The organism is Ensifer adhaerens (assembly GCF_013283195.1).
Classification (GTDB): domain Bacteria; phylum Pseudomonadota; class Alphaproteobacteria; order Rhizobiales; family Rhizobiaceae; genus Ensifer; species Ensifer adhaerens_G.
The window spans coordinates 2,843,703-2,863,372 of sequence record NZ_JABEKT010000001.1 but is presented as its reverse complement, the minus strand read 5'-3'; the positions used below and the strand labels follow the sequence as shown (position 1 = coordinate 2,863,372).

Here is a 19,670-nt window from a genome sequence, read left to right as displayed (position 1 = left end):
CGCTCGACCGCAACACCGGACAACCCTTCTATCTCGCAACCGTCGAGATCACCGAGCCCCTCGCCAAGCTCGGTGGCCGCAAGCTCATGCCCGGAATGCCCGTCGAAGTCTTCGTCCAGACCGACGAGAGAACCGCGATCTCGTACCTCACAAAACCCTTCACCGACCAGATGCTCAGAGCCTTCCGCGAGGAGTGAGGGGGCGATGTCGACCGGGGTATACGTACGCGAGCAGATATGCCCAAAATCGCTTCGGCGGCTGCATGGTTTGGCCACGCTATCGCTTTTGGGCCATGGCGCGTATCCGGGCCGGCCCACGAGCCGGGCGTTCGTTAACGCAGGTGGCCAAATTGACGAGATGACCAATGTCGGCGATCCTCGCCGCAGACATAGAGCGTTTCCAAATTATCCGGCATCGCAGAAACGCTCTATCTCTTTGTTTTTACGCATTTTCGGACAGAAAGCCGCTTCGTACTCTTCTTGGAAATGCTCTAGATCGCTTGGGAGGCATTAAGATGACATGCCCATACTGCGCAAGAGGCACACTCGTCAGAGATACCCGCGATGTTCCCTACGTCTACAGAGAAGAGAGCGTGCTTATCGAAGCGGTGACAGGCGGCTTTTGCGATGCATGCAGTGAAGTTGTTCCAGATGGCGCGGACGCGGGGCGAATCATCAAGACGATGCTCGAATTCAGGAAAAAAGTGGACAGCGAGAAAGTTGATCCGCGGTTCATCACAACTGGTCGAAAGAAACGACACCTCGGTCAGAAGGAGGCGGAAGGGCTGTTCGGCGGCGGAATCAATTCATTCTCGCGGTATGAAATCGGCGAAGCAAAGCCGCCACTATCTCTCGTCAAGCTGTTCTGCATTCTGAATGGTCATCCGGAATTGCTTGTAGAGGTCTGTTCGGCGATATTGGTTGGGCGGATGAGGCAAGTGGCTGAATTCACAGCCACTTACATCGTCTTGGCTCCATGATGGCGACGTCATATGGAATTGAATTCTTCGCAGGGAAACAAGCAGCCAACAGGCGCAGAACACGTCTTGTTGCCATACGAATTGACCTGTGAATAAGCATTTGCTTTTAAATGTATTGCTTATCAATTATCGTGATTGACGCGGAAGGAGCGCAGCAATCATGTCTGTGTCAGTAGCGTTTGTTGACGACGATCCGATCCTCCTTGAGGCATTGGTGAGCTTATATTCTGGAAAAAATGACCTCGAAATCGTCGCCAAGGGCGAAAACGCGGTCGATGCTTTGAAAATTGTTGAAGAGATCTTGCCGCATGTCCTGGTGCTCGATCTGAGCATACGTGGCGACGCCATGGCCGCCATCGAACGGATTGGGCGGAACTTTCAAGCTACACGGATTATCGTCTTTACCGAAAATTCGAACGTTGAAACGGCGATCCAGGTGCTGAACCATGGCGTTGCTGGCTACGTGCTCAAGAGAAGCAGCGCCGACGAACTGCACGAGGCGATCCGTGTCGTGCATGATGGCGGCACATTCATCACTGCCGGCTTGGCCACCAAGGTCATGATGGCGATGAAGAACCCAGACCTCTGTCGTCATCCCGCTGAGCAAGAGCACCTGAGTTCGCGTGAGGAGCAGATCCTTACCTATCTGCTGCGCGGTAGCACGAACCGTGAGATCGCCGCCTGTCTCGACATCAGCGTCAAGACCGTGAAACATTACATGACCGCCCTGATGCAGAAGCTTGGCGCGCGGAATCGTGTCGAGGTTGTGCTTGCGGCGCAGAGGCTGAACGTGTTTGCCAATGGCGGCGCCAACCCCGGGGTGTCCCGGCGGCTCAATTGAACTGTGCTTGGCCCAACGCGTTCGGTCGCCGTTTCTCGCGTGAGATGCGGCGGGTGGCGATGTCTATGCCACTCAGTCGTCGTGACCGGCTCCGGTGGGCTATGGTTGCGGCGGATCGATTGAACTCGGGATAGGACGGGGATGCGCGCGGCGCAATCAGGTAGAGGGGGCAATCATGCACAGCGATCGGATTGCTGTGCATGCCGCCAGTAAACGGAGCTTCAGGCGGTCCTTGTTGCCCGGTGTCGATAGGGAACGGACGGTCCATAGGGGCAACGCAATCGCGGTTGCCGTGACAAACACGCTACAATTTCAATCAAAGCGTGTGGGTGCGTGCTATTCGGGGTGCAAATCTAAGCGTCACCCATCTTGAAAGTTCGCGGCCGTGGGATTACCGGATACTCCCATGAAGATCGTCACCGGAATCGCCTTTGCCGTTGCTGCCCTTTTGCTTGTTTCGTCTTGCAGCGAAACCGGCCCGACCGGGGATGGCCGGGCTGGAATAGAAAAAGCGCAGCTGACCGAGAAGGCAAAGTCGAAGCCAGCCACCGGCAGGAAGGGCAAGGCTGCGGCCGCGGCCGAGGAAAAGGCGCTGGCTGATGCGCGTAGCCCAAGGCAGTGCAAGACCCCGAAAAAGCAATGCAGCTATGGCGCGGGCCCGGCCGGCGAGCCCTGTTCGTGCTGGTCGAGCGAAGGCTCTCCCACATTGGGCGTAACCATCAAGTAAGCCGACGGCACCGAAGCTGCGGAATTCTCCGCCACAAGCCAGGAACAGCTGGCTGACGGGCGAACGTCGCGCGTCAAGCCGGCATGGCATGACGGGCTCCTCCGCGCGTCTCTCATGCGGGGCGCGGGCGCCCCAAAAACCTTCAGCAAAAACCTTCCGCGGCCTTGCGCATCATTCTTTGAGACCGAACCCTCGTCGCCGTCTGGCGAAAGAGCGGCCGGAGGCCGGCGCGCCGATGGCAGCGCATGGCATGCTGTCGTAACGGCGGAGATCCGCGGAGCCGTCGCTGCGGCTGCGGCTTGCTGCAAAGACGATCCTTCAGGAACCAATGGCAGCCGGTGGCGTTTCGTCTTCATGCTTACTGCACAATTCCTTAAATCAGAATCGATTCAAGGAGAAATTATGCAGCAAATTTATAGTGTTACCGCGTCCTTAGCGCGCCATATTTGGCGCGCGGCGCTGTAATGCGAAACGATGGTTTCAGGAGGAATATCAATGAAGAAGATCATGGTCACATTCATCGCCGCCGCAACGGCGGTCGCCGGCCTTGTGCCTGCACAGGCTGCGTCGCTCGTCATCAGCAAGGACCAGGTCTTAAGCCAGGCGGACGTCCAGACAGTGCAGTACCGCCGCGACGACCGCCGCTGGGACCAGAACGACAGGCGGCGCGGCTGGCACAATGGTTATCGCGGCTACGAGGATCGTCGTCCGGGCTATCGTCGCGGCGATGACGGCTGGTGGTATCCGCTGGCAGCCTTCGGCGCCGGCGCCATCATCGGCGGGGCGATCGGCAGCCAGCAGCCTCAGTACCGTGAACCCCAGTATCGTGAACCGCAGTATCGTCCGCAGTCGAGCGAATACAGCTCAGCCCATGTCGACTGGTGCCTGTCGCGCTACCGCAGCTACCGGCCCTACGACAACAGCTATGTTCCAAGGGCGGGCGTCCGGGCGCAGTGCATGTCGCCCTACTACTGACGCTTCTTGACCGTGCACCATCAAGCGGTCTGTCTGGCCCCATCAACCGCTTCCGGTTGGTGGGGCCTTTTTTATGCGGAGCACGGCTTATGGGAGGGGCCGGCTGGAAGAGCGAAGCGATCGGGCACGCGCTTCATCCCGGACTGGCAATTCGCCCGGTGCAGGAACGTGCATGGAGCTGACGGCTTACCTGCGGCGCGCAGGGCAGGGCTGAACCCGCAGCAGGCTTGGGCTGCCGACCTAGAGTGTTTCCGATTTAGACGGAAACACAGAAACGCTCTATGTCTCTGTTTTTACGCATTTCCTGACGGAAAACCGCTCCGCACTTTTCCTGGAAATGCTTTAGACCTGTTTGGCACGACATCGCGCATGATCGCTCCCGCCTCAGGCCTTGCACGTTATCGGTGTGGCCGGAAAATCATCCCGATAACCCGTATTCCGTGTGTATAAATCCATTAATTGTTTGATTGATATAGATATTTATACTGTAAGTCGTTACTTCCAAGAGGCATTTGCAACCTAATCATGTGGCGGTGCGCTTCCCGATCGATAGAAGCGATGCAGTGCATGACAATGTTTGGGCATGAAAATGTTTGGGCATGAAAACGTCCCGGCATGAACACGTCCGGAGCGTGCCAGCCGGGCAATTGGCAAGCGTTCGATAAGGGTGTCGTTCCTGACCGGCAGCGTCTTGCGAGACTTTCTTTCAAGTTTTTTCAGAAAATATTTCGGCGCCATGTCGAAATCCGGGGGCGGCTTCCGTTCTTGGGCCGTTAAGCAACTCAAACCGGTGATAACCCCATGACGCTGACGACGACTTCTCTCTATGCACTTCTGCTCATCGCAATCTGGTTCGTTCTCTGGATCAGGGTGAGTTCCGCCCGGACGGCTCTCAGCTGCTCGATCGGCGATGGCGGCGATCCCAAGCTGCTGCAGAGGATCCGCCAGCACGGCAACTTTATCGAATGGGTGCCGCTCACGCTTGTCCTGATGTTGCTGGCGGAGGCCCAGGGCACCGGCGCGCCGTGGCTGCATGCCGCCGGCATCCTTCTGCTGGTGGGGCGGCTTGCCCATCCTTTCGGCCTGCCGATCGACAATGCCGGGCATCCGCTGCGCTACCTTGGCAACGGCACCAACATGCTCGCCGTTGCGGTTCTTGCGATCGCGCTGATCCGGATTCTCACCGGGTTCTAAAGCGCGTCGTGATCTTTCAGATCCGCTTGGCGCGCTTTAAGTTCTTGTTTTTGCGCATGTCGTTATCGCAAAACCGCGGCACATTTTTGCGCGACATGCTCTAGACCCCTCGCATTTCCTGACGGCAAGCCACTTCGCCTTTCTTCTGGAAATGCTCTCGCCAACAGTATGGAGCCTCTCATGACCCTGACTTTTCGGGACGCGTCCGTTCGCCTTCACCGGCGTAGCGCTCTTTTGTTGACCACGCTCATCTTCACCATCGCAGCGACGTTGCCGCTGCAGGCCCAAACCGCCATAACCGCAACGGGAGGAGACGCGAAGATGCAATACATGCTCTTGATCTATAACGACCCCAAGATGGAACCGCCCTACGGCACGCCGGAATTCGACACCATGATGAGCGGTTTCTTCGCGCTCAACGAGCGGAAGAAGGCAGATCAGGTGCTGGTTTCGGGCGAGGGGCTGCAGGGCGTCGAGACGGCGACGTCGGTGCGCACGCGCGGCGGCAAGGTGGAAATGATGGACGGCCCCTTTGCCGAGACGCGGGAACATCTGGGCGGCTACTACGTAATCGAGGTTGCCGATCTCGACAGCGCGCTGCGCTATGCCGCCATGGTGCCGTCGGTCGCTTGGGGCACAGTCGAGGTTGGCCGCTGATGACCTACAATCCCAGTGGGGAGTGACAAGCACTTACGGGGTGTGAGTGACAAGCACTCCGCCGCCTCCGGTGCCGTTGCCGCGACCAGGGCTCTTGATAGCCTGGTTCGCAACGATCGGGGGCGGCTGCTTTCAGCTCTGATCGCGCGCCTCGGCAGCTTCCAGCTCGCCGAGGATGCGCTGCAGGACGCCATGGTGTCGGCCGTTTCCCACTGGAGCCGCAACGGCGTGCCGCACGCACAGCATGGGTGGCTGCTGCAGGCTGCCTATCGCAAGGCGATCGACCGCATCCGACAAAACAAGTCGGAAGCGCGCAAGATGATGGATATGCAGCCGCTGGCACGGGGCGAGGCTGCCGACGAGCCCGACGATATCCCCGACGAACGACTGCGGCTGATCTTCACCTGCTGCCACCCGGCGCTTGAAGCAAAATCGCAGGTGGCGCTGACGCTTCGAACCATCGGCGGCCTGTCGACCACGGAGATCGCACGCGTCTTCCTCGACGCGGAGCCGACGATGGGACAGCGGCTTTCGCGCGCCAAGGCGAAGATCGCGGGCGCGCGCATACCTTACGCCGTGCCGGGTCAGGAGGAATGGGCCGAAAGATTGCAATCGGTGCTGGCCGTCATCTATCTGATCTTTACCGCCGGCTATGCCGCAGGCCCCGGGCAGGGCCGGGATCTGGCCGAGGAGGCGCTGTTCCTGTGCCGGTTGCTGAACCGGCTGCGCCCTGGTGATCCCGAGATCGAGGGGTGCCTCGCCCTCGTGCTGATCACCCATGCGCGTTGCCTGGCGCGCGTGGACGCGGACGGGACGACCGTGGCGCTCGCCGAGCAGGACCGGGCGAAATGGAACCGGGCGCAGATCGACGAAGGTCTCGGACTGATCGAAACCGCGATGCGGCGCAGGGCGCCGGGACCATACCAGATCAAGGCGGCCATTGCGGCCTGCCACATTCAGGGTGAAAGCTCCGATTGGCCGCAGATCGTGCTCCTCTATGACAGCCTGCTGAGGCTGGAGCCGACGGCCGTCATCCGCCTCAACCGGGCGGTGGCGCTTTGCGAAGCGGGATGGCTGGAGCCGGCGCTACGCTCGCTCGACGCGCTTGCGGGCGAGCTTAGTGCCTACCAGCCATACCATGCGGCGCGGGCGGAACTGCTGGTGCGGATGGGGCAGGCCGAAGACGCCGCCAAGGCCTATGCCACGGCGATCGCTCTTGCCGGGTCGCCAGCCGATGCCGCCTTCCTGCGGCAGCGGGCGGCGCGCCTCGGCGAGCAGACATAGAGGGCGATACGGCGCCGGGCCATCGTGCGGGCAGTGTGGCTGGAACCAAAGCGCCGGGCCGGCGTTTCACTTGCAAGTACGAAGGCCCGCATGCTTCCTGATCGACCATCCGGATCGGGTCCTTCCGCGGATGGAAATGCAACGCCTCGTCGACCGGGAACGGTAGGCGAGGTTTTTTCCTGTCATCGTGCTGCGGGCCCCAACCTGAATTCATGGTGCGCGATGCGCAGCCTTCTTCTCCGCGTCGCGCAGCTTGCGCTCGCAATCGTGCTTGATCATTGCAAGGCTCAGGTTGCGTCGGCCCTTGTCGTCGGTATCGGCCTTTGCCGCCTCCATCCTGCGGCACCAGCCGGCATCGAGCATGTCCTCGGAGATGCCGGTAACGCACGAGGCGACGAAGGCGAGGGGCGCAATGAGGAGCAGGCGTGCATGTCGAATCATATATCCGGCCTCCGGTGCCGGATGGTGATCAGCTTTGCAGGGAATTGGAAGCGGCCTTCGCGTTGCCGGACGGGCAATCTGGTTGCATGGGAGGAACGACGCTGGCGGCGGGCGGCTCAAGTGTGGCCTTGGAGCGCGATGTCAGGGGAACGCGATGTCAGGGGCAGCAACCGAGGCGTCTGCAGGCGAATGTGTAGATCCTGTCCGGGGGCTGGAAGACTTGCTGCGCGGCCTGCAATGAGGACCAGACAACGCTCCTGATGTTGTCGGCAAACAGGGCGAGGAACGTTCCGATCGGCCCCTCGGCCAGCGGGCCGTGGATGCCGGCATGACCGAGCCCCTCGTCGAGTTCATATGACTGCTCGGCGGTGATCTGCAGGAGGCCACCGGGGGCGAGGTCTTGCGGGTCGGGAACACCGACGGCGGCGAGTACTGTGGAAACCAAGAGCTTGCAGACGCGCTTGCAGGCGCAGCAGGGCAGATCGCTGGCAGCGGCGGCAAAGGCGCTGCCAATGCGGGCGATAACAGCGCGAAACCGGCTGCCGGCTCTGGCGCGAACCTCCAGAAAGGCGTCATAGGCCCGCCGGGCGGGAGGCATGACGTAGAGCCGCACGCGATCACCGGAGCCCTTGGCGAGGTTTTCGACATCCGGCCCGCGCAGCGTGAAGGTGACGTCGCCGGTCAGGATCTCCAGGAGGACAACGATATGCGAATCCTCGTCGTCGAAAAGGATACGCTCGTCGATTTCGACCCTGCCTTCGCCAACAAACTCCCTGATCTCGATCGTCTGCTCGCGAATTTCGGTTCGTTGCAGAAACATTGCCGCCCCCAGGGTCGCAACCAACGGGCGCATCCTACAATGCAGGGCCGTGCCGGGACACTAGCCTTATCGGAGTATCGGGCCGGATTGCTGACTAAGCCTGCGGTGTGACGCAATGACAGGAGCGGTGTCCCGACCGCCGTGCGAGGGTGGGCGCATTGCCGGCGCTGCCATGCGGGCGGGAACTTTTTGTCGGGATTCGACTTTCCGTAGCGACAACTCAAACAGGGGTATCGCGATGCTGAAATGGGCTCTCATCTTCTTCGTGGTTTCATTGATCGCCGGCTTTCTCGGCTTTTCCGGCGTCTCGGCGGCAACGGCCGGTATCGCCAAGATCCTCTTTTACATCGCCCTGATCGTCTTCCTGATCTTCCTTGTGCTGGCGTTCATGGCCGGAAGCGCCATCGTCTGACGCCTGCGGCACGGCAAGGATGGCGGTGCGGCCAGCTACGTGCGCCTTGCCGCCGCGTCCACCGGCGGGCTGATGGCGCGCGGGCGGACAGATCGAATTTCCTGTCGCGTCCGCAAGCGAGATGGTACGGACGCGCGCATGAACGAGATCTCACTTGCCGATCGCGCCTGCGGCGCCTGCACGCTCTGTTGCCGGCTGCCGGATATCGATGAGCTGGCAAAGCCGGCCAACGCATGGTGCGAGAATTGCATCGAGGGTCAGGGCTGTCGGATCTATGATTTCAGGCCGCAGCTATGCCGCGATTTTCTCTGTCTTTGGATGACGGACGAGCGGCTCGGACCCGAATGGGATCCGGCGCGCTCGCACATGATGATCTATCGACAGGGGCCGCAGATCACGGTGCTCGTCGATCCGGACTTTCCCGATATCTGGAAACGGGAGCCCTATTCGCAGCAGCTTTCTCAGTGGGCGCGCGAGCCTGATGTGGCGGGGCAATATGTGATCGTCTTCGTTGGCGATGACGTCTTCAAGGTCGATTGAACCAGAGAAGAAAAAGCCCCGCGCGATGGCGGGGCAAGCAAGCACCCAAAATGGCTCAGGTGCGGGGAAGCGCAGTCCATAAAGGAACGTACTGCGCGGTACGGTAAATACTATGCCGCCCTTGGGCTGGGGAAGGTCCGATTCGGCGATTCCGGTACGCTTGATGAAATAAATAGGGCGGCGCGGCAGGGCGCGCTGCGGAAGATGCCGGGTGCTGCTATTCCAGCGTCGACAGTTCTTCGTCCCAGGCCTCCAGGCTTCCGAGAATTTCCCGCAGCGTCTCGCGTCCCTGCACCCAGAGACCCTCTTCGGGGATCGGCTGGACGTCGCCGCCGGCGGCCGCGATCGCGCTTCTGACTTCTTCCGGGCTTTCGCGGACATATTGGCGCTTGCCGCCGATATCGAGTGCCGAGCTGAGGCCGGGGACGTGGTGGTTGGGTGCGAGCGGCATCGGCCCCTTGGCCGCATGCGCATTGATCCAGACCGGTGCGCCGAGGCGGTGGGTGAAACGATAGAGCGACGGCAGCTCGGCCTTGACGGCGGCGGCGACGGCCGTCGACTCTTCCTGAACAAAAAAGGTCTGGCCGGCATTGATCAGCGTGTTGCCGAGATCGTCATCGAGGCGCGGATCCGTCTTGCGGATGCGCAGCACCTGGCTCGCCTCGAGATCCAAAGGGATTCCACTCTTTCGCGTAAACCTGATCATGAAATCCTCTCGAAAACCGACCTTCAGATTGCGCCAAGTTTCGGAAGGTGTCGAGTGGACGTTCTCGGCATCACGCGGCCAGAAGCACGTGGCGATCTCGGGGAAGCCGCAAGACCCGAAAACGGATGAGCACATCTGCGCGACAGGCTTTGTTCCTGTTTTTGTTGCCCGATGCGTTGAATTTGCCCGCGGGCGCGTCATCTCAACAGGACGACGAAGCCAGGATGGAGATGAGGATGTCCAAGGCCACGATCGCGTTTGTGTGTCTGGCACTGCTTTCGCTTTCGGCCTGCGGAAACACCATGCGCGGGTTCCAGAAGGACAGCACCGAGACTGGCCTTGCGGTCGACAATGCGACGCATCGCGTCCTGAAGGCGGGCGCTCGATAGAGAACGCCCGGCCTTGCCAGGCCGATGGTGCGATTGCTCGCGTCCGCGGTTAGCGCGACGGCACGGCCGTCGGGCGGGAAACCGTTTCGCTGCTGCCGAAAATGATGGCGGCAAACAGCAAGACGCCGATGAAGACGATGATCGACGCGATGGCGACCAGCGGTTCCAGCTGTGGACTGCCGGTGAGCATCAGGTAAAGCGACGGCACCAGCAGGGCGACGCCGCCGGTGTAGACGCAGTACTGGATCATCGCCAGGCGCTTTTGCGCCTTTGCCGGGTTCAGCGCGTGATAGCCACCGAAGATCGCCATCGTCACCCATCCCAAAAGGTTTGCGTGCGCGTGGGCGCCGATCGCGCTGTGATCCTGGCCGATGGCCATGTGAAGGCCCATGGCTATGCCGATGATCAGAAAGATGATCGCGGTCTTGAAATACAATTGTGCTAGGCGTGGCATCGAATAACTCCCCTCTATTCCTGCCCCGCTTGATTATTAGCATTTTTGCAGATGATTGCTGCCTGCCTTTATTGGGTACTTAAAGCGCGTCGCGATCTTTCAGATTCGCTAGGCGCGCTTTAAGTTCTTGTTTTTGCGCATGTCGTTAACGCAAAGCCGCGGCACACTTTTGTGCGACATGCTCTGGGCGCGCATCGCGACATCAGAAGCTGACGGCGATCCCGCGATTGGCAAAGAACCGGTCGAAGGTGGAAAGCGGCATGACGACGTCGGCCTGATTGGCACGGTCATGGCCGGAGGGATTGTGAAAACGCACACTCTGCCGTGAGGCGGCCGTCACCAGGACGAGATGACCGCCTTTCGAAGGCGGTTCGCGCTCGGGCCATCGTATAGCGCTGCTGACCGAGGCGATGAAGAAGCGGCGTTCGGACAGCACGTCGGGAATGTCCGTCGTCGGCATGTTCGTCAGCGTCTGGGCGCCAAGCCCGAAGCGTTCGCCGACATAGGTCACGAAGGGTGCATAGATCAGCCCCTTGATCGAGGCATCGGCCGGGTTGATGACATAGCCGCCATGGTCGGTGCAGCCGCGCGCCAGCGACAGGATCGGATGCAACTCGCCGCGCGCGGCCAGGATCATCTTCAGGCAGGCCATGCCGCAGACATTCACGGCCCAGCGCGCATATTCCTCAACCGTCTCGGCTCCCGAATTGCGCCAGAGCGGATCGCGGTGAAGCGCCGCGGCGCCCTCCGACAGAACCGCCAGTGTCATCTCAGGGCTTTCCCACTGGCTGAAATAGGGGACCGTGCAATCTACAATTTCCATGCCGCTTTCTCTGTCAGGTGCCGATGGAACTGTTGTCATGTGCGAAGGCAGGTATCAAGCCGGTAGAGCAGCGCGTGGAACGGCCCTTTGCTCGGCGCGCGCGCCGGCATGCGTTGTATGATCTGGCGGACTTTCGGCGATGCCTGCGAAATCGCCCAGCGGATCTCCGCGTCAAGGACGTCGGCCGGGTCGTCGGCGGCGAGCGTTGCGGCTTGCGCGGCGTAGGCGGCCGGCCCGAGGATATGATTGACCTGGTGGGGGGTCGCGATCGGATGGGTGTAGGCGGATCCGGCTGCCGCCATCGCCGCGCGGGCAGCGGCTGAGGCCGCGGGATCGCCAACCTCGCGCGCCGACTGACCGGCGGCCCAGGCAAGCTTGCGCAGCGCCGAGCTCCGCTTGCCGCCCTGCGCAAAGCTTCCGATGGCCAAAAGTGCTGCGCGAGGGCGGCTGTCGTCCGGGGCCTTCGCCTCGAAAAGGGGCAGAGCGCGCCCGGCGCAAGCCGCAGCCCAGCGCGCGATCTGGCGCAGATCGTCTTCGTTCAAGAGCGGCGTGTGCGTTTCGGCGGTCATCGTGTGCATTCCTCGTGCAAAGGGCACTCGTCGAAGGATGTCGCGACCGCCTTGGGGCGAGGGGTTTGCGACGCGGCGCAAAAGGTATCCGCAAAATGCCGATTCTTTCCGGCACTGTGATGCCAGCGCATCTTGTCCGCCTTTGGCCATATCAACCCACGGATCGGGTCTCAGCCGCGCACCTGCGCCGCATGAAAACAGAAGATGATTTCGGGGTCGTTTTCATCAAGGTTGTCGATGTAGCCGCAGGTGCGAAAGCCGGCGGCACCCAGGAGTGTCTGCATGTGCCGGTTGGAGAGGTTCGTCGATGCGAAGAGCTTGGGCGTTGCGCAGACGGCGGTGAAATGTCGGACGAGCGCCCTTCCAAGGCCCTGGCGACGAGAGTGCTCCGCGACCATGATCATTTCGATAAATCCGTTTCCGAAGAAATGATAGGCCAGGACGCCATAGGCGTCGACGGAACCGTTGGTCTCGACAATGTGGCAGCTGCCTGTCTCGATCCACGACTTGATCTGATGCTGTCGCTCAGGATCGTGAGCAGCGATGGTGTCGAGGGCGATCAACGTGTCGACGTCGGCAAGGGTGGCGCTTCTGATTTTCATCAACGATTCCAGATGCAATTGCACCGAGGCGCATGACAATGCGCCGGTGTCGCGAACAAAGGATTTTCACCTTTAAGCGGCGAACCGCCGTTTTGCCATGGCAGATTGTCTGCCGCTGTTCTCAGGTTGCCGGCGCGGGCGGGCGATTGCGGCCGTGCTGCACCCTTTGCGGCGGGCGGGCCGGCACGCGGGCGGTGGCGGCGGCAAGGGCTGCGCGCCTGGCGGTGGCCATCTCGTTGAAAGGGGCAAGGCCCATGCGCTCGATATAGGCTGTGATCGCCGCTTCCACGCCCTTGTCGTTGCCGGCTTCCGTTTGCCAGAAGGCTTCCATGGCGGCGAAGAGGGCGGATTTGTCGAGCGGGATATCCATCAGGGCCTAAGCTCCGAACTGCTGGCGCTGGTTGAGCGTGCCGTGGCCGGTTTGGCAGAAGGAGAGGGTCTGGCGATGGCCGCCGGGCGTCGCCTCGAAATCCGCGCACCAGCGCTCCCAGGCCTGCGACGTGCGCACGAAGGCGGGCAACAGGTGCTGGTCATCCGGCGTGCGATCGAAATCGTCGAGCCAGGCGTCGGCGATGGTCTCGGAGATGTCTTCGCCGTGCAACGCGTCGAGATCGAAGCGGATGAGCCTGGTGGCGTGTTCGCCGTCATGGACCTTCAGCCATTCGGCGGCGGTTGAAAAGGTGGTGCCGAAGCAATCGCTTTCCTCGATGAAATGGCCGCGCCCGAGCGTGGTGACCGCAAGAATGATTTCGCGGCTCTGGGTGAGAGGTGCCGCAGGCCGGTTTTCCCGTGTCGATGTCACTGTCATACCTTCTCCCTGGCAAAGCAGGCGGGTGCGGGGGCACGCTGCGGATCCTGCTTCCCTTGTTTCGACTGGTAGCGCAAATATAGGAAATATCCTATCAATCGGTCAATAGGAAATCTACGCGCGGCAGGATTTTTCTGACAGGGCTGTCGATATCCTCCAGTTTGTTCTTGTTTTGTTCGAAGGATTGAGTCAGCTTGGAGCTGCCATTGCAGGTGGCAGAGAGGAGCATGACATGGTCACTTACTTCGTCGTTCAGAGCTTTACGCGGGGAAATCGGGGCGCCTTGCTCGCCGACACTCCGGTGCAGGCGACCGGGGCCGACCACGCGCTCAGGCTGGCGGAAAGGCTGGCGTCGACCAAGGTGGGCGTTGTCGCATTCAGCCGGGCAGGGGATCTGTCGACCGGTGAATTCGAGGATGCGACCATCCTTTTCATCGGCGGTGACCTGCCCTCGGATATGCAGGAGGTCATGGCCGCGTAGGCGGATCGGCAGCCGCGCGAGGCGGCTTTGCCGGCCTGGGCCGTTTGCCTGTTCGTGTCGCCGGTATCAGGCGACAGGGTTATGGGGCGTGCCGCGTAGAGGGCGGCGGGCTGTGGGCGGCCGGTGCCGTTGAACGTGTCCGGATATCATGCGTATGCCCGGATGCCATTGAGTGTGCCCGGATGTCATGCGTGCCGCCGCCCTGATCGCCGGCCACCATGTTGAAGCGACAGCCCGAGGATCGATTCTCGGGCTTTTTGTCGGGCGCGGACCTTCTGCGGGATCGAATTGGGCTGCGGGGTCGATAGGGGGCGTCGTCGGCCGCCGGTGGCGCCACCTGCGCTGCCGCCTTCCGGCCCTTCACGTATCGTCAGGCGTGGCGTCGCTTTCAAGGCGCATTTATTTTCAATCGGTTGCGGCGTGAAGCTAAGGTTTGACGGCCGGCCGGCAATCTCGTCGGCTGCGTCGTCCATCCATGGCCGACGGCGTCAACGGGCGCTGTATTTGCCCACGACCCGGTGGCAGAAGGACCACTCCACCCGGCTCTCGGTAAATTCCAGATAGGGATTGTACTGCTTCAGCGTCCATTCCCGGTCGTTGAACGACACCAGGCGCTTGATGATCGCCTCGGCATCGTTGGCGGGCGGTACGTGATAGAGCACGACGTCCTTGTCGCGGGCCGGCGGCAGATGCGGGTGGACCAGGGCCATGTCGCCGGGCTCATAGGCCGGGATCATCGAGGTGCCGGTAAGGTAGATGCCGTAGGCGCCCTTGACGCCCTCGAGCACCGAGGGGCGCTTGACGTATTCGACCGCATCGAAGGTGACGATCACGTGGCCGTCGCCGCCCTGGGCGGCAACGAAGATCGGCAGGTCGCGATGGCCGACGAGCTGCTCGCCGGGCACGATCTGCGGATTGAAGCCGGTGGTGTTGCGGGGCTGGCTGGCTTCTCCAGCGCTCGGCGTCGTGCCGATCAGGTCGGTGATGGCGCGCACATCACGCTCGCGCAGCTCGCGCGGGCTCTCGCGCTCGACGAACTGCTGGATATAGGCGTGGTTCTTCCCGATCGCGATGGACAGATCCTTGTAGGTCGTCCTCTTCGCGTCGACTGCTTCCCGGATAAGGCGCCGCAATTGATCCATGCAAATGGCATCCCAGATTCCGCTTCCTACGTCCAATAGGATTTTTCCTCTTGATAAACTGGCGTGTTCCTATTATTGATAGGATATGAACGGAAACAAACAGTCAATCGCATCTTCTGGGGTCGATTTTCCCGGCTGCCGCTCCAGGCAGGAGCAGCCCGGTCACGGCCGCGGAGGTGTCCCGGAGGGCCGCATGGGCGATGACTGCATGCTTGCTGGAGTGAGCCGATGACTGAAGCCGCAATCCGATCAGGAAAACCCAGGCGCCCCGGGCGCCACAATCCTCCCGGGCAACCCAGGCGCCGACCGAACGGGCTGACGCCGAGGCAGGGCGAGTTGCTCAGCTTCATTCGCAGCTACAGCGCCGACAGGAACGGCGTCTCGCCGACCTTTGACGAGATGAAGGACCATCTGGGGCTTTCATCGAAATCCGGAATTTCGCGGATGGTGGCGGGAATGGAGGAGCGCGGCGCCATTCGCCGGCTGAAAAACAGGGCGCGCGCAATCGTCGTGGTGGAGGCAGTCCATGCTTGAGCCGATGACGGATACATTTTTCGGCAATCCGGTCTTTGCCGGACTTGCAGCCTTCTCCGCCACCTCGGTGACGCTTGCCGCCGTCAGCTGGCTTGCCAGTCCGGTCTTCGGCTGCAGCAGGCAACGCGCGGGCTGGAGGGCGGCGTCCGGCGAGATCACCTTTGCCGGCAGGCTCAGCCGGTGGGGCAGGGCCGTCCTTTCCGGCCGGACAAGATTGTCCGGCAAGGGCGAGGTCCGTGGCGAGGCAGCCTTGTCGGGAATTGAGGGCCCACGGGACAACGAGATTGTGCCGGGCATCGACTTCGAGGCGCTGCAACGCGAACTCGACGAGGCGTTCGCGCCGGTGGGGCGAGGCAGGGGGAAAACCTGATGTCCGGCCCGGCTGTCGTCAGAGCATTCATCGGCGGTTTGCCGCCGTCGGAGGTCGGCGAAGGGGGTGAAATGCGACCTGCCTGATCGCACTGATGACGGCAACAAGGCTCCAGAATTTGTTGGCCATTCGCGACGTCGGCACCGACGGGCGCGGCCATAGAAGAAACTGATCGTCGCTGTTCTGCATGGCTCCCGAGCCGGGATCGGTTTGGTGTGGATGACATGCTGCACGGCTGCCGCGCCCTTTGCGTGCCCAACCGGTCACGCGGGCGCAGGTGCGGCGACGATCATGGCGAGGGGCTGCTGCCCACCTCCTCCCCGGTGGCCCCTCGCTTCCCTTTCGGCGCCGGCAAGCCGCATCTGACGCATGCCCCCGATGATCGGATGCGGTCTCGGTGCGGGATCATGCGCGGGGAAAGGCTGGAGCGATTTCTTGCGTGGCATCCGCGATGCCCGGGCATCCTTGATGCCAGGGGATTCAGGACGCGCAGTGCTCCAGCGCCACGACGCCGTGGCTGAGTCCCGTCTCGCACGTTGCGTGCGGGGTTTCAGGCGGCTTGCGGGCGGGGAGGCGGAGGAAAACCAGACCAGGTGCATGGCACGCCAAGGCCGATCGCCGCTTTTGGCGAGGGGAACCCGTGCGGACATTCATGAGGAGACGACGTCATGCGTGACGCGAATTTTGAGAGATTTCTTCGTTACCCGACATCGCCGGCAACGGAGCGAGGGGCGGATGGCGCGGCCATTCGTACGAGCCTGGGCAGGCGCGGTCGGTGCGCAAAGGTGGATCGGTGTATCCGGCGGGACAGTGCGTTTGTCGTTATCCGGGCGTCCTGTGACGTGCCTACACTTTTGGGCGAGATCCTGGCCGGGCTGGCGTCGCCTGCTCGACCGGACGCCGTCGTGGCGCGGTTCGACAGGTTTGTGTGGCGGCGTTTGCCGCAGGGGCGGGCTGATTGCCCGGTCCGCGCAGCGCTTGCCGTGACGGTCGAGGTCTAGGCGATGCGCATCACATCGATTGTCGAGGCGCTGGTTCAGTGCGGTGCAACACCGGAGATGATCCTGTGCGCCGTGCGCGCAGCGGAAGCGGGCCAGCAATCGGACATCGAAAGGCGCCGCGCGAGCGATCGCGAACGGCAACAGCGCCACCGCGCTCACGTGACGTCACGGGCGGTCACGGCGACGGGCGGCGCTCCCCTCTCTGATAAAGAAAGGTCCCCCACACCCCCTAAAGAAATTAACTCTCCCGACAACACCCAAACCCTCGCGCAAGCGCGCTGTTTGCCCGGTGGCAGGCGCGCCATGCGCCTTCCCGAGCAATTCGAGCCGGACCGGGATTTTGCCGCCAGGCTGGGCTTCGGCGAGGCGGCGGTGGCGCTGGAGCTTGAAAAATTCCGCGACTACTGGACGGCGAAATCCGGACGGGACGCGGCCAAGCTCGACTGGCCCGCCACCTGGCGCAACTGGATGCGCAATGCCGCAAGGCCACGCAAGAGCCACCGGCCGCAGGCGAGCCCGCGCGAAAGCGACTTTGCCCGCCACCAGCGGGAATGCCGACAAGCGATAGAACGCGAACTGAATGGAAACCAGGACAATGACGACCTTACCAAGACACAACCGACATTCGACCTTGAGCCGGGAGATTACCGCGCTCACTGAACGGCTGGCGCCGGCAGGCGACGATGCCATCCTGCGCAGCCTCAACGCGATGCAGACGGCCGGCATGACCATGCCGCAGGGCATCGACCCGAAAAAGCTTCTGCCCGTCTACCAATACGCCCTCTCCGGCGTGCCGGCCTGCGGCCTCTCAGTGGCGACGCAGAAGCTGATCCGCGGCGACTATGCCGCAAACGCCAACGTGCTTCTGGGCACCATTCCCAAGCCGCCGGTGCTGGCGGCGCTCGCCAAAAGCGAGGCGGCGGCGACACGGGCCGAGCTGGCCCGCAAGCGTGAGATTACCGAGGCTTTGAGCCCGGCATTGCCGTCCACTCGGCGCTCACCTGAAATCCGCGAGCGGGTGCGGGTGCGGCTTCGCCAGTTCCGTGCCGAGCATGCGGCGATCAAGGCGACGGGGTCAACGCCCGGTGAGGTGCGATCGATCGAGCAGGCCTAAACGCTTGCCCGAATGCTCGACCTTCCCGATACGGCCGAGCCGACCGCGGAGCAGCGCGCCTTTCGGGCGCGGCTCGAAAACGATGTGGCCCAGGCCATGGCCTCGGGCTCGACGATCGATATTGCCGGGGAGGTGGCAAGCCATGCAGCCTGAAACGAGACATTCGACGATGGGGCCGGCGACTGGGCCGGCGACTGGGCTTGAGACGACAATATGGCCGAAAGGCCTCGGCGCAGGAAACGGGGCGAGTGACGCGCGAAACAGCGACGGCGAGGCAAACGCCCGGCTCGGGGCGGTGCCGATGGCGCGCGGCTTGGAAGCCGACGTGCCGGAGAGCGACGCGCCGCTTGCGCCGGAGGACTTGCTAACTGCCCTGAGCGCGCATGTGAAGGCGCAGCGCCTGCGGGTGCTGCAGCTGGAACTGGCGCTCGCCGACGCCGAAGCGCGCATCCTGTCGCAGGCGCAACTGCTTTGTGGCGCGGGCGCTGACGGCGAGGGCGGCCTCTTCAGCCGCCGGCCGGTGCGCGAGATCGTCGATGAGGTGCTGCTCGCCTATCCCGGCATCGGCTGGGCCGATGTGATCGGGGTTCGCCGGGAACGCCGCCTTGTCGAGCCGCGCCACCGCTGCATGGCGGCCGTCTATGACGAGCGCGAGGACCTGTCACTTCCGGCGCTCGGCCGGATCTTCAGGCGCGACCACAGCTCGGTGCTGCACGCGGTCAACAAGGGGCGGGCGAAGCGATGAGGCCGACCCGGTCGCGAGCGTGGGGTCGATGGACGGGTGGGCGTTGACGGCCGGGAGGGGATCGCCTGCCCGAGTGCGGCGGTTCACCGGCCATCTCGGGGGTGGCGGTTAGTCGTCCATCCCCGGGGGGCAGGTGCCTGTCCACCTCGGGGGTGGCAGTTCCCGTCCACCTCGGGGTGGCAGTTGCTGTCCACCCGGGATGGCAGATCCCGCTTCGGCGGGCTGCCGTGGCCGTCAGCCGCAGTGGTCGGACGCGCGGGAGGCCGCCTGGCGCGGCACCGGATGACAGGCAGGCATTGACACAACGAGCAATCGCATCGACGCAGCCGGGCGCCGGCTTTCGGGCGGATGCGCATGGGCAATGGAACGCAGACGAGCAGAAGGAAAGAAGACGATGACATCCAAGGCAGAACGCATTCGCATCAAGCGGGCAAGCAAGGCGGGGCGGCCGCGCAAGGCGGACGTCGCGCGCTATCCCGGCGGGCAGATCAAGCACGGCGAAACGGAACGAGAGGTGCGCTCGGTCGCCATCGCGGCGCGGCAGCGTCAGCACTTTTCGGGAATGAAGGGCGTGGATGCCGGCAGTCCCTTCGCCGGCTACACGCTCGGGCGGATGTTCCTAGACGGCAAGCTGACCGCCCATGAGCGCGAGGCCGGCGACGAATATGCCCGGCAGATGGCGCGCTACTACAGCCTGACCGGCATTCCCTTCCCAAGCGTCAGGGCGCAGTCGCTGTTCAGCGTCAAAGGGTTTGAAGGCGAGGCGACCACTGAGCGGATGCGGGCAGCAAGGGCTGCGACCAACCGGATGATGGAACTCGAGGGCGTGCTCCTGAAGCTGCCGGAAGGGCCACGGGTGAAAACGACGGTCTTCAACGTCTGCGTCATGGACTACGAGGTGTTGCGCACCATGCCGGAGCCGCAGCTGGCCTGGCTGAAGCGCGGCCTGACCGAGTTGCATTGGTATCTTGGGCTTTCGAGGCAGAAGGAGGCGGTGTGACCGGCGCCAGCCCTTTGCCGGGGAGCGGCCTCTGGCAGGGCCGCTTCAGGCTTCCGCCAAGT

Annotated in this window: 30 protein-coding genes; 19 read left to right on the top strand and 11 right to left on the bottom strand. The window is 62.6% G+C overall.

Annotated features, from left to right (window positions below; genetic code table 11):
- The 5 genes from LPJGGPFB_RS13680 to LPJGGPFB_RS13660 form a co-directional block, all read left to right on the top strand.
- On the top strand, window positions 1-197 hold a 197-nt coding region (locus LPJGGPFB_RS13680; RefSeq protein ID WP_486599033.1), incomplete at its 5' end, for a beta-barrel domain-containing protein.
- A 167-nt stretch (window positions 198-364) separates the two neighbouring features.
- On the top strand, window positions 365-979 hold the full coding sequence (locus LPJGGPFB_RS13675) for a type II TA system antitoxin MqsA family protein (protein ID WP_210264389.1): 615 nt from the start codon (window positions 365-367) through the stop codon (window positions 977-979).
- A gap of 160 nt (window positions 980-1,139) precedes the next feature.
- Window positions 1,140-1,820, top strand: a complete 681-nt coding sequence (locus LPJGGPFB_RS13670; protein WP_173420399.1) for a LuxR C-terminal-related transcriptional regulator — start codon at window positions 1,140-1,142, stop codon at window positions 1,818-1,820.
- A gap of 406 nt (window positions 1,821-2,226) precedes the next feature.
- Complete coding sequence (locus LPJGGPFB_RS13665; RefSeq protein WP_173420398.1) at window positions 2,227-2,547, top strand: hypothetical protein; 321 nt, start codon at window positions 2,227-2,229, stop codon at window positions 2,545-2,547.
- A gap of 495 nt (window positions 2,548-3,042) precedes the next feature.
- A complete protein-coding gene (locus tag LPJGGPFB_RS13660) occupies window positions 3,043-3,522 on the top strand; it encodes a BA14K family protein (protein ID WP_427858029.1) in 480 nt (159 codons plus the stop codon).
- 519 nt (window positions 3,523-4,041) lie between these two features.
- Here LPJGGPFB_RS13660 and LPJGGPFB_RS13655 read toward each other — a convergent pair.
- Entirely contained in the window at window positions 4,042-4,260 is a 219-nt protein-coding gene (locus tag LPJGGPFB_RS13655) for a hypothetical protein (RefSeq protein ID WP_173420396.1), read from the bottom strand.
- A 63-nt stretch (window positions 4,261-4,323) separates the two neighbouring features.
- Between LPJGGPFB_RS13655 and LPJGGPFB_RS13650 the strand changes: the two genes are divergently transcribed.
- The 3 genes from LPJGGPFB_RS13650 to LPJGGPFB_RS13640 all read left to right on the top strand — a co-directional run bounded on the left by LPJGGPFB_RS13650 (window position 4,324) and on the right by LPJGGPFB_RS13640 (window position 6,657).
- Window positions 4,324-4,716, top strand: coding sequence for an MAPEG family protein (locus LPJGGPFB_RS13650; RefSeq protein WP_173420395.1), 393 nt, complete (start codon window positions 4,324-4,326; stop codon window positions 4,714-4,716).
- A gap of 180 nt (window positions 4,717-4,896) precedes the next feature.
- Window positions 4,897-5,373, top strand: coding sequence for a YciI family protein (locus tag LPJGGPFB_RS13645; protein WP_234902806.1), 477 nt, complete (start codon window positions 4,897-4,899; stop codon window positions 5,371-5,373).
- A gap of 42 nt (window positions 5,374-5,415) precedes the next feature.
- Complete coding sequence (locus LPJGGPFB_RS13640; protein WP_173420394.1) at window positions 5,416-6,657, top strand: DUF6596 domain-containing protein; 1,242 nt, start codon at window positions 5,416-5,418, stop codon at window positions 6,655-6,657.
- 210 nt (window positions 6,658-6,867) lie between these two features.
- On the opposite strand, the gene LPJGGPFB_RS13635 is transcribed toward LPJGGPFB_RS13640, so the two are convergent.
- Window positions 6,868-7,098, bottom strand: coding sequence for a hypothetical protein (locus LPJGGPFB_RS13635; protein ID WP_173420393.1), 231 nt, complete (start codon window positions 7,096-7,098; stop codon window positions 6,868-6,870).
- Between the two features lie 157 nt (window positions 7,099-7,255).
- The gene (locus LPJGGPFB_RS13630) at window positions 7,256-7,918 is read right to left on the bottom strand and encodes a hypothetical protein (RefSeq protein WP_173420392.1); all 663 of its coding nucleotides are present in this window, start codon (window positions 7,916-7,918) and stop codon (window positions 7,256-7,258) included.
- A gap of 238 nt (window positions 7,919-8,156) precedes the next feature.
- On the opposite strand from LPJGGPFB_RS13630, the gene LPJGGPFB_RS13625 reads away from it, so the two are divergent.
- Window positions 8,157-8,330 carry a DUF1328 domain-containing protein gene (locus tag LPJGGPFB_RS13625; RefSeq protein ID WP_173420391.1) on the top strand — a complete coding sequence of 58 codons (174 nt, stop codon included), beginning with the start codon at window positions 8,157-8,159 and terminating at the stop codon, window positions 8,328-8,330.
- A 138-nt stretch (window positions 8,331-8,468) separates the two neighbouring features.
- Window positions 8,469-8,870 carry a hypothetical protein gene (locus LPJGGPFB_RS13620; protein WP_173420390.1) on the top strand — a complete coding sequence of 134 codons (402 nt, stop codon included), beginning with the start codon at window positions 8,469-8,471 and terminating at the stop codon, window positions 8,868-8,870.
- Between the two features lie 217 nt (window positions 8,871-9,087).
- On the opposite strand, the gene LPJGGPFB_RS13615 is transcribed toward LPJGGPFB_RS13620, so the two are convergent.
- Entirely contained in the window at window positions 9,088-9,576 is a 489-nt protein-coding gene (locus LPJGGPFB_RS13615; protein WP_173420389.1) for a hypothetical protein, read from the bottom strand.
- Window positions 9,577-9,812: 236 nt separating this feature from the next.
- Here LPJGGPFB_RS13615 and LPJGGPFB_RS13610 point away from each other — a divergent pair, with 236 nt between their 5' ends.
- Window positions 9,813-9,965, top strand: coding sequence for an entericidin (locus LPJGGPFB_RS13610; protein ID WP_173420388.1), 153 nt, complete (start codon window positions 9,813-9,815; stop codon window positions 9,963-9,965).
- Between the two features lie 49 nt (window positions 9,966-10,014).
- Here the strand turns inward: LPJGGPFB_RS13610 and LPJGGPFB_RS13605 are convergent, their stop codons facing one another.
- The 6 genes from LPJGGPFB_RS13605 to LPJGGPFB_RS13580 all read right to left on the bottom strand — a co-directional run bounded on the left by LPJGGPFB_RS13605 (window position 10,015) and on the right by LPJGGPFB_RS13580 (window position 13,221).
- Window positions 10,015-10,419 (bottom strand): heme-copper oxidase family protein, encoded by a 405-nt coding sequence (locus LPJGGPFB_RS13605; protein WP_173420387.1) that lies wholly within the window; start codon window positions 10,417-10,419, stop codon window positions 10,015-10,017.
- Window positions 10,420-10,621: 202 nt separating this feature from the next.
- Window positions 10,622-11,242 (bottom strand): C39 family peptidase, encoded by a 621-nt coding sequence (locus LPJGGPFB_RS13600; protein WP_173420386.1) that lies wholly within the window; start codon window positions 11,240-11,242, stop codon window positions 10,622-10,624.
- A gap of 35 nt (window positions 11,243-11,277) precedes the next feature.
- A complete protein-coding gene (locus LPJGGPFB_RS13595) occupies window positions 11,278-11,811 on the bottom strand; it encodes a putative immunity protein (RefSeq protein ID WP_173420385.1) in 534 nt (177 codons plus the stop codon).
- 170 nt (window positions 11,812-11,981) lie between these two features.
- Entirely contained in the window at window positions 11,982-12,413 is a 432-nt protein-coding gene (locus LPJGGPFB_RS13590) for a GNAT family N-acetyltransferase (RefSeq protein ID WP_173420384.1), read from the bottom strand.
- A 121-nt stretch (window positions 12,414-12,534) separates the two neighbouring features.
- Window positions 12,535-12,783 (bottom strand): hypothetical protein, encoded by a 249-nt coding sequence (locus LPJGGPFB_RS13585; RefSeq protein ID WP_173420383.1) that lies wholly within the window; start codon window positions 12,781-12,783, stop codon window positions 12,535-12,537.
- Between the two features lie 6 nt (window positions 12,784-12,789).
- A complete protein-coding gene (locus tag LPJGGPFB_RS13580) occupies window positions 12,790-13,221 on the bottom strand; it encodes a hypothetical protein (RefSeq protein WP_173420382.1) in 432 nt (143 codons plus the stop codon).
- 232 nt (window positions 13,222-13,453) lie between these two features.
- Between LPJGGPFB_RS13580 and LPJGGPFB_RS13575 the strand changes: the two genes are divergently transcribed.
- Complete coding sequence (locus tag LPJGGPFB_RS13575; RefSeq protein WP_173420381.1) at window positions 13,454-13,702, top strand: hypothetical protein; 249 nt, start codon at window positions 13,454-13,456, stop codon at window positions 13,700-13,702.
- 488 nt (window positions 13,703-14,190) lie between these two features.
- Here the strand turns inward: LPJGGPFB_RS13575 and LPJGGPFB_RS13570 are convergent, their stop codons facing one another.
- Window positions 14,191-14,844: a S24 family peptidase gene (locus tag LPJGGPFB_RS13570; RefSeq protein ID WP_173420380.1), complete on the bottom strand. Its 654-nt coding sequence runs from the start codon at window positions 14,842-14,844 to the stop codon at window positions 14,191-14,193.
- A gap of 228 nt (window positions 14,845-15,072) precedes the next feature.
- On the opposite strand from LPJGGPFB_RS13570, the gene LPJGGPFB_RS13565 reads away from it, so the two are divergent.
- The 7 genes from LPJGGPFB_RS13565 (at window position 15,073) to LPJGGPFB_RS13540 (ending at window position 19,608) form a co-directional block, all read left to right on the top strand.
- On the top strand, window positions 15,073-15,378 hold the full coding sequence (locus tag LPJGGPFB_RS13565; protein WP_173420379.1) for a LexA family protein: 306 nt from the start codon (window positions 15,073-15,075) through the stop codon (window positions 15,376-15,378).
- Complete coding sequence (locus LPJGGPFB_RS13560) at window positions 15,371-15,748, top strand: hypothetical protein (protein ID WP_173420378.1); 378 nt, start codon at window positions 15,371-15,373, stop codon at window positions 15,746-15,748. Before LPJGGPFB_RS13565 ends, LPJGGPFB_RS13560 begins: the two co-directional genes overlap by 8 nt.
- Before the next feature lie 1,004 nt (window positions 15,749-16,752).
- On the top strand, window positions 16,753-17,409 hold the full coding sequence (locus LPJGGPFB_RS13555; protein WP_173420377.1) for a hypothetical protein: 657 nt from the start codon (window positions 16,753-16,755) through the stop codon (window positions 17,407-17,409).
- Window positions 17,381-17,863: a hypothetical protein gene (locus LPJGGPFB_RS13550; protein WP_234902805.1), complete on the top strand. Its 483-nt coding sequence runs from the start codon at window positions 17,381-17,383 to the stop codon at window positions 17,861-17,863. The genes LPJGGPFB_RS13555 and LPJGGPFB_RS13550 overlap by 29 nt, the downstream gene beginning before the upstream one ends.
- Before the next feature lie 12 nt (window positions 17,864-17,875).
- Complete coding sequence (locus tag LPJGGPFB_RS33040; RefSeq protein ID WP_234902804.1) at window positions 17,876-18,016, top strand: hypothetical protein; 141 nt, start codon at window positions 17,876-17,878, stop codon at window positions 18,014-18,016.
- Window positions 18,006-18,608, top strand: a complete 603-nt coding sequence (locus LPJGGPFB_RS13545; RefSeq protein ID WP_234902803.1) for a helix-turn-helix domain-containing protein — start codon at window positions 18,006-18,008, stop codon at window positions 18,606-18,608. Before LPJGGPFB_RS33040 ends, LPJGGPFB_RS13545 begins: the two co-directional genes overlap by 11 nt.
- Before the next feature lie 394 nt (window positions 18,609-19,002).
- Window positions 19,003-19,608, top strand: coding sequence for a hypothetical protein (locus tag LPJGGPFB_RS13540; RefSeq protein ID WP_173420376.1), 606 nt, complete (start codon window positions 19,003-19,005; stop codon window positions 19,606-19,608).
- Window positions 19,609-19,670: the final 62 nt, after the last annotated feature.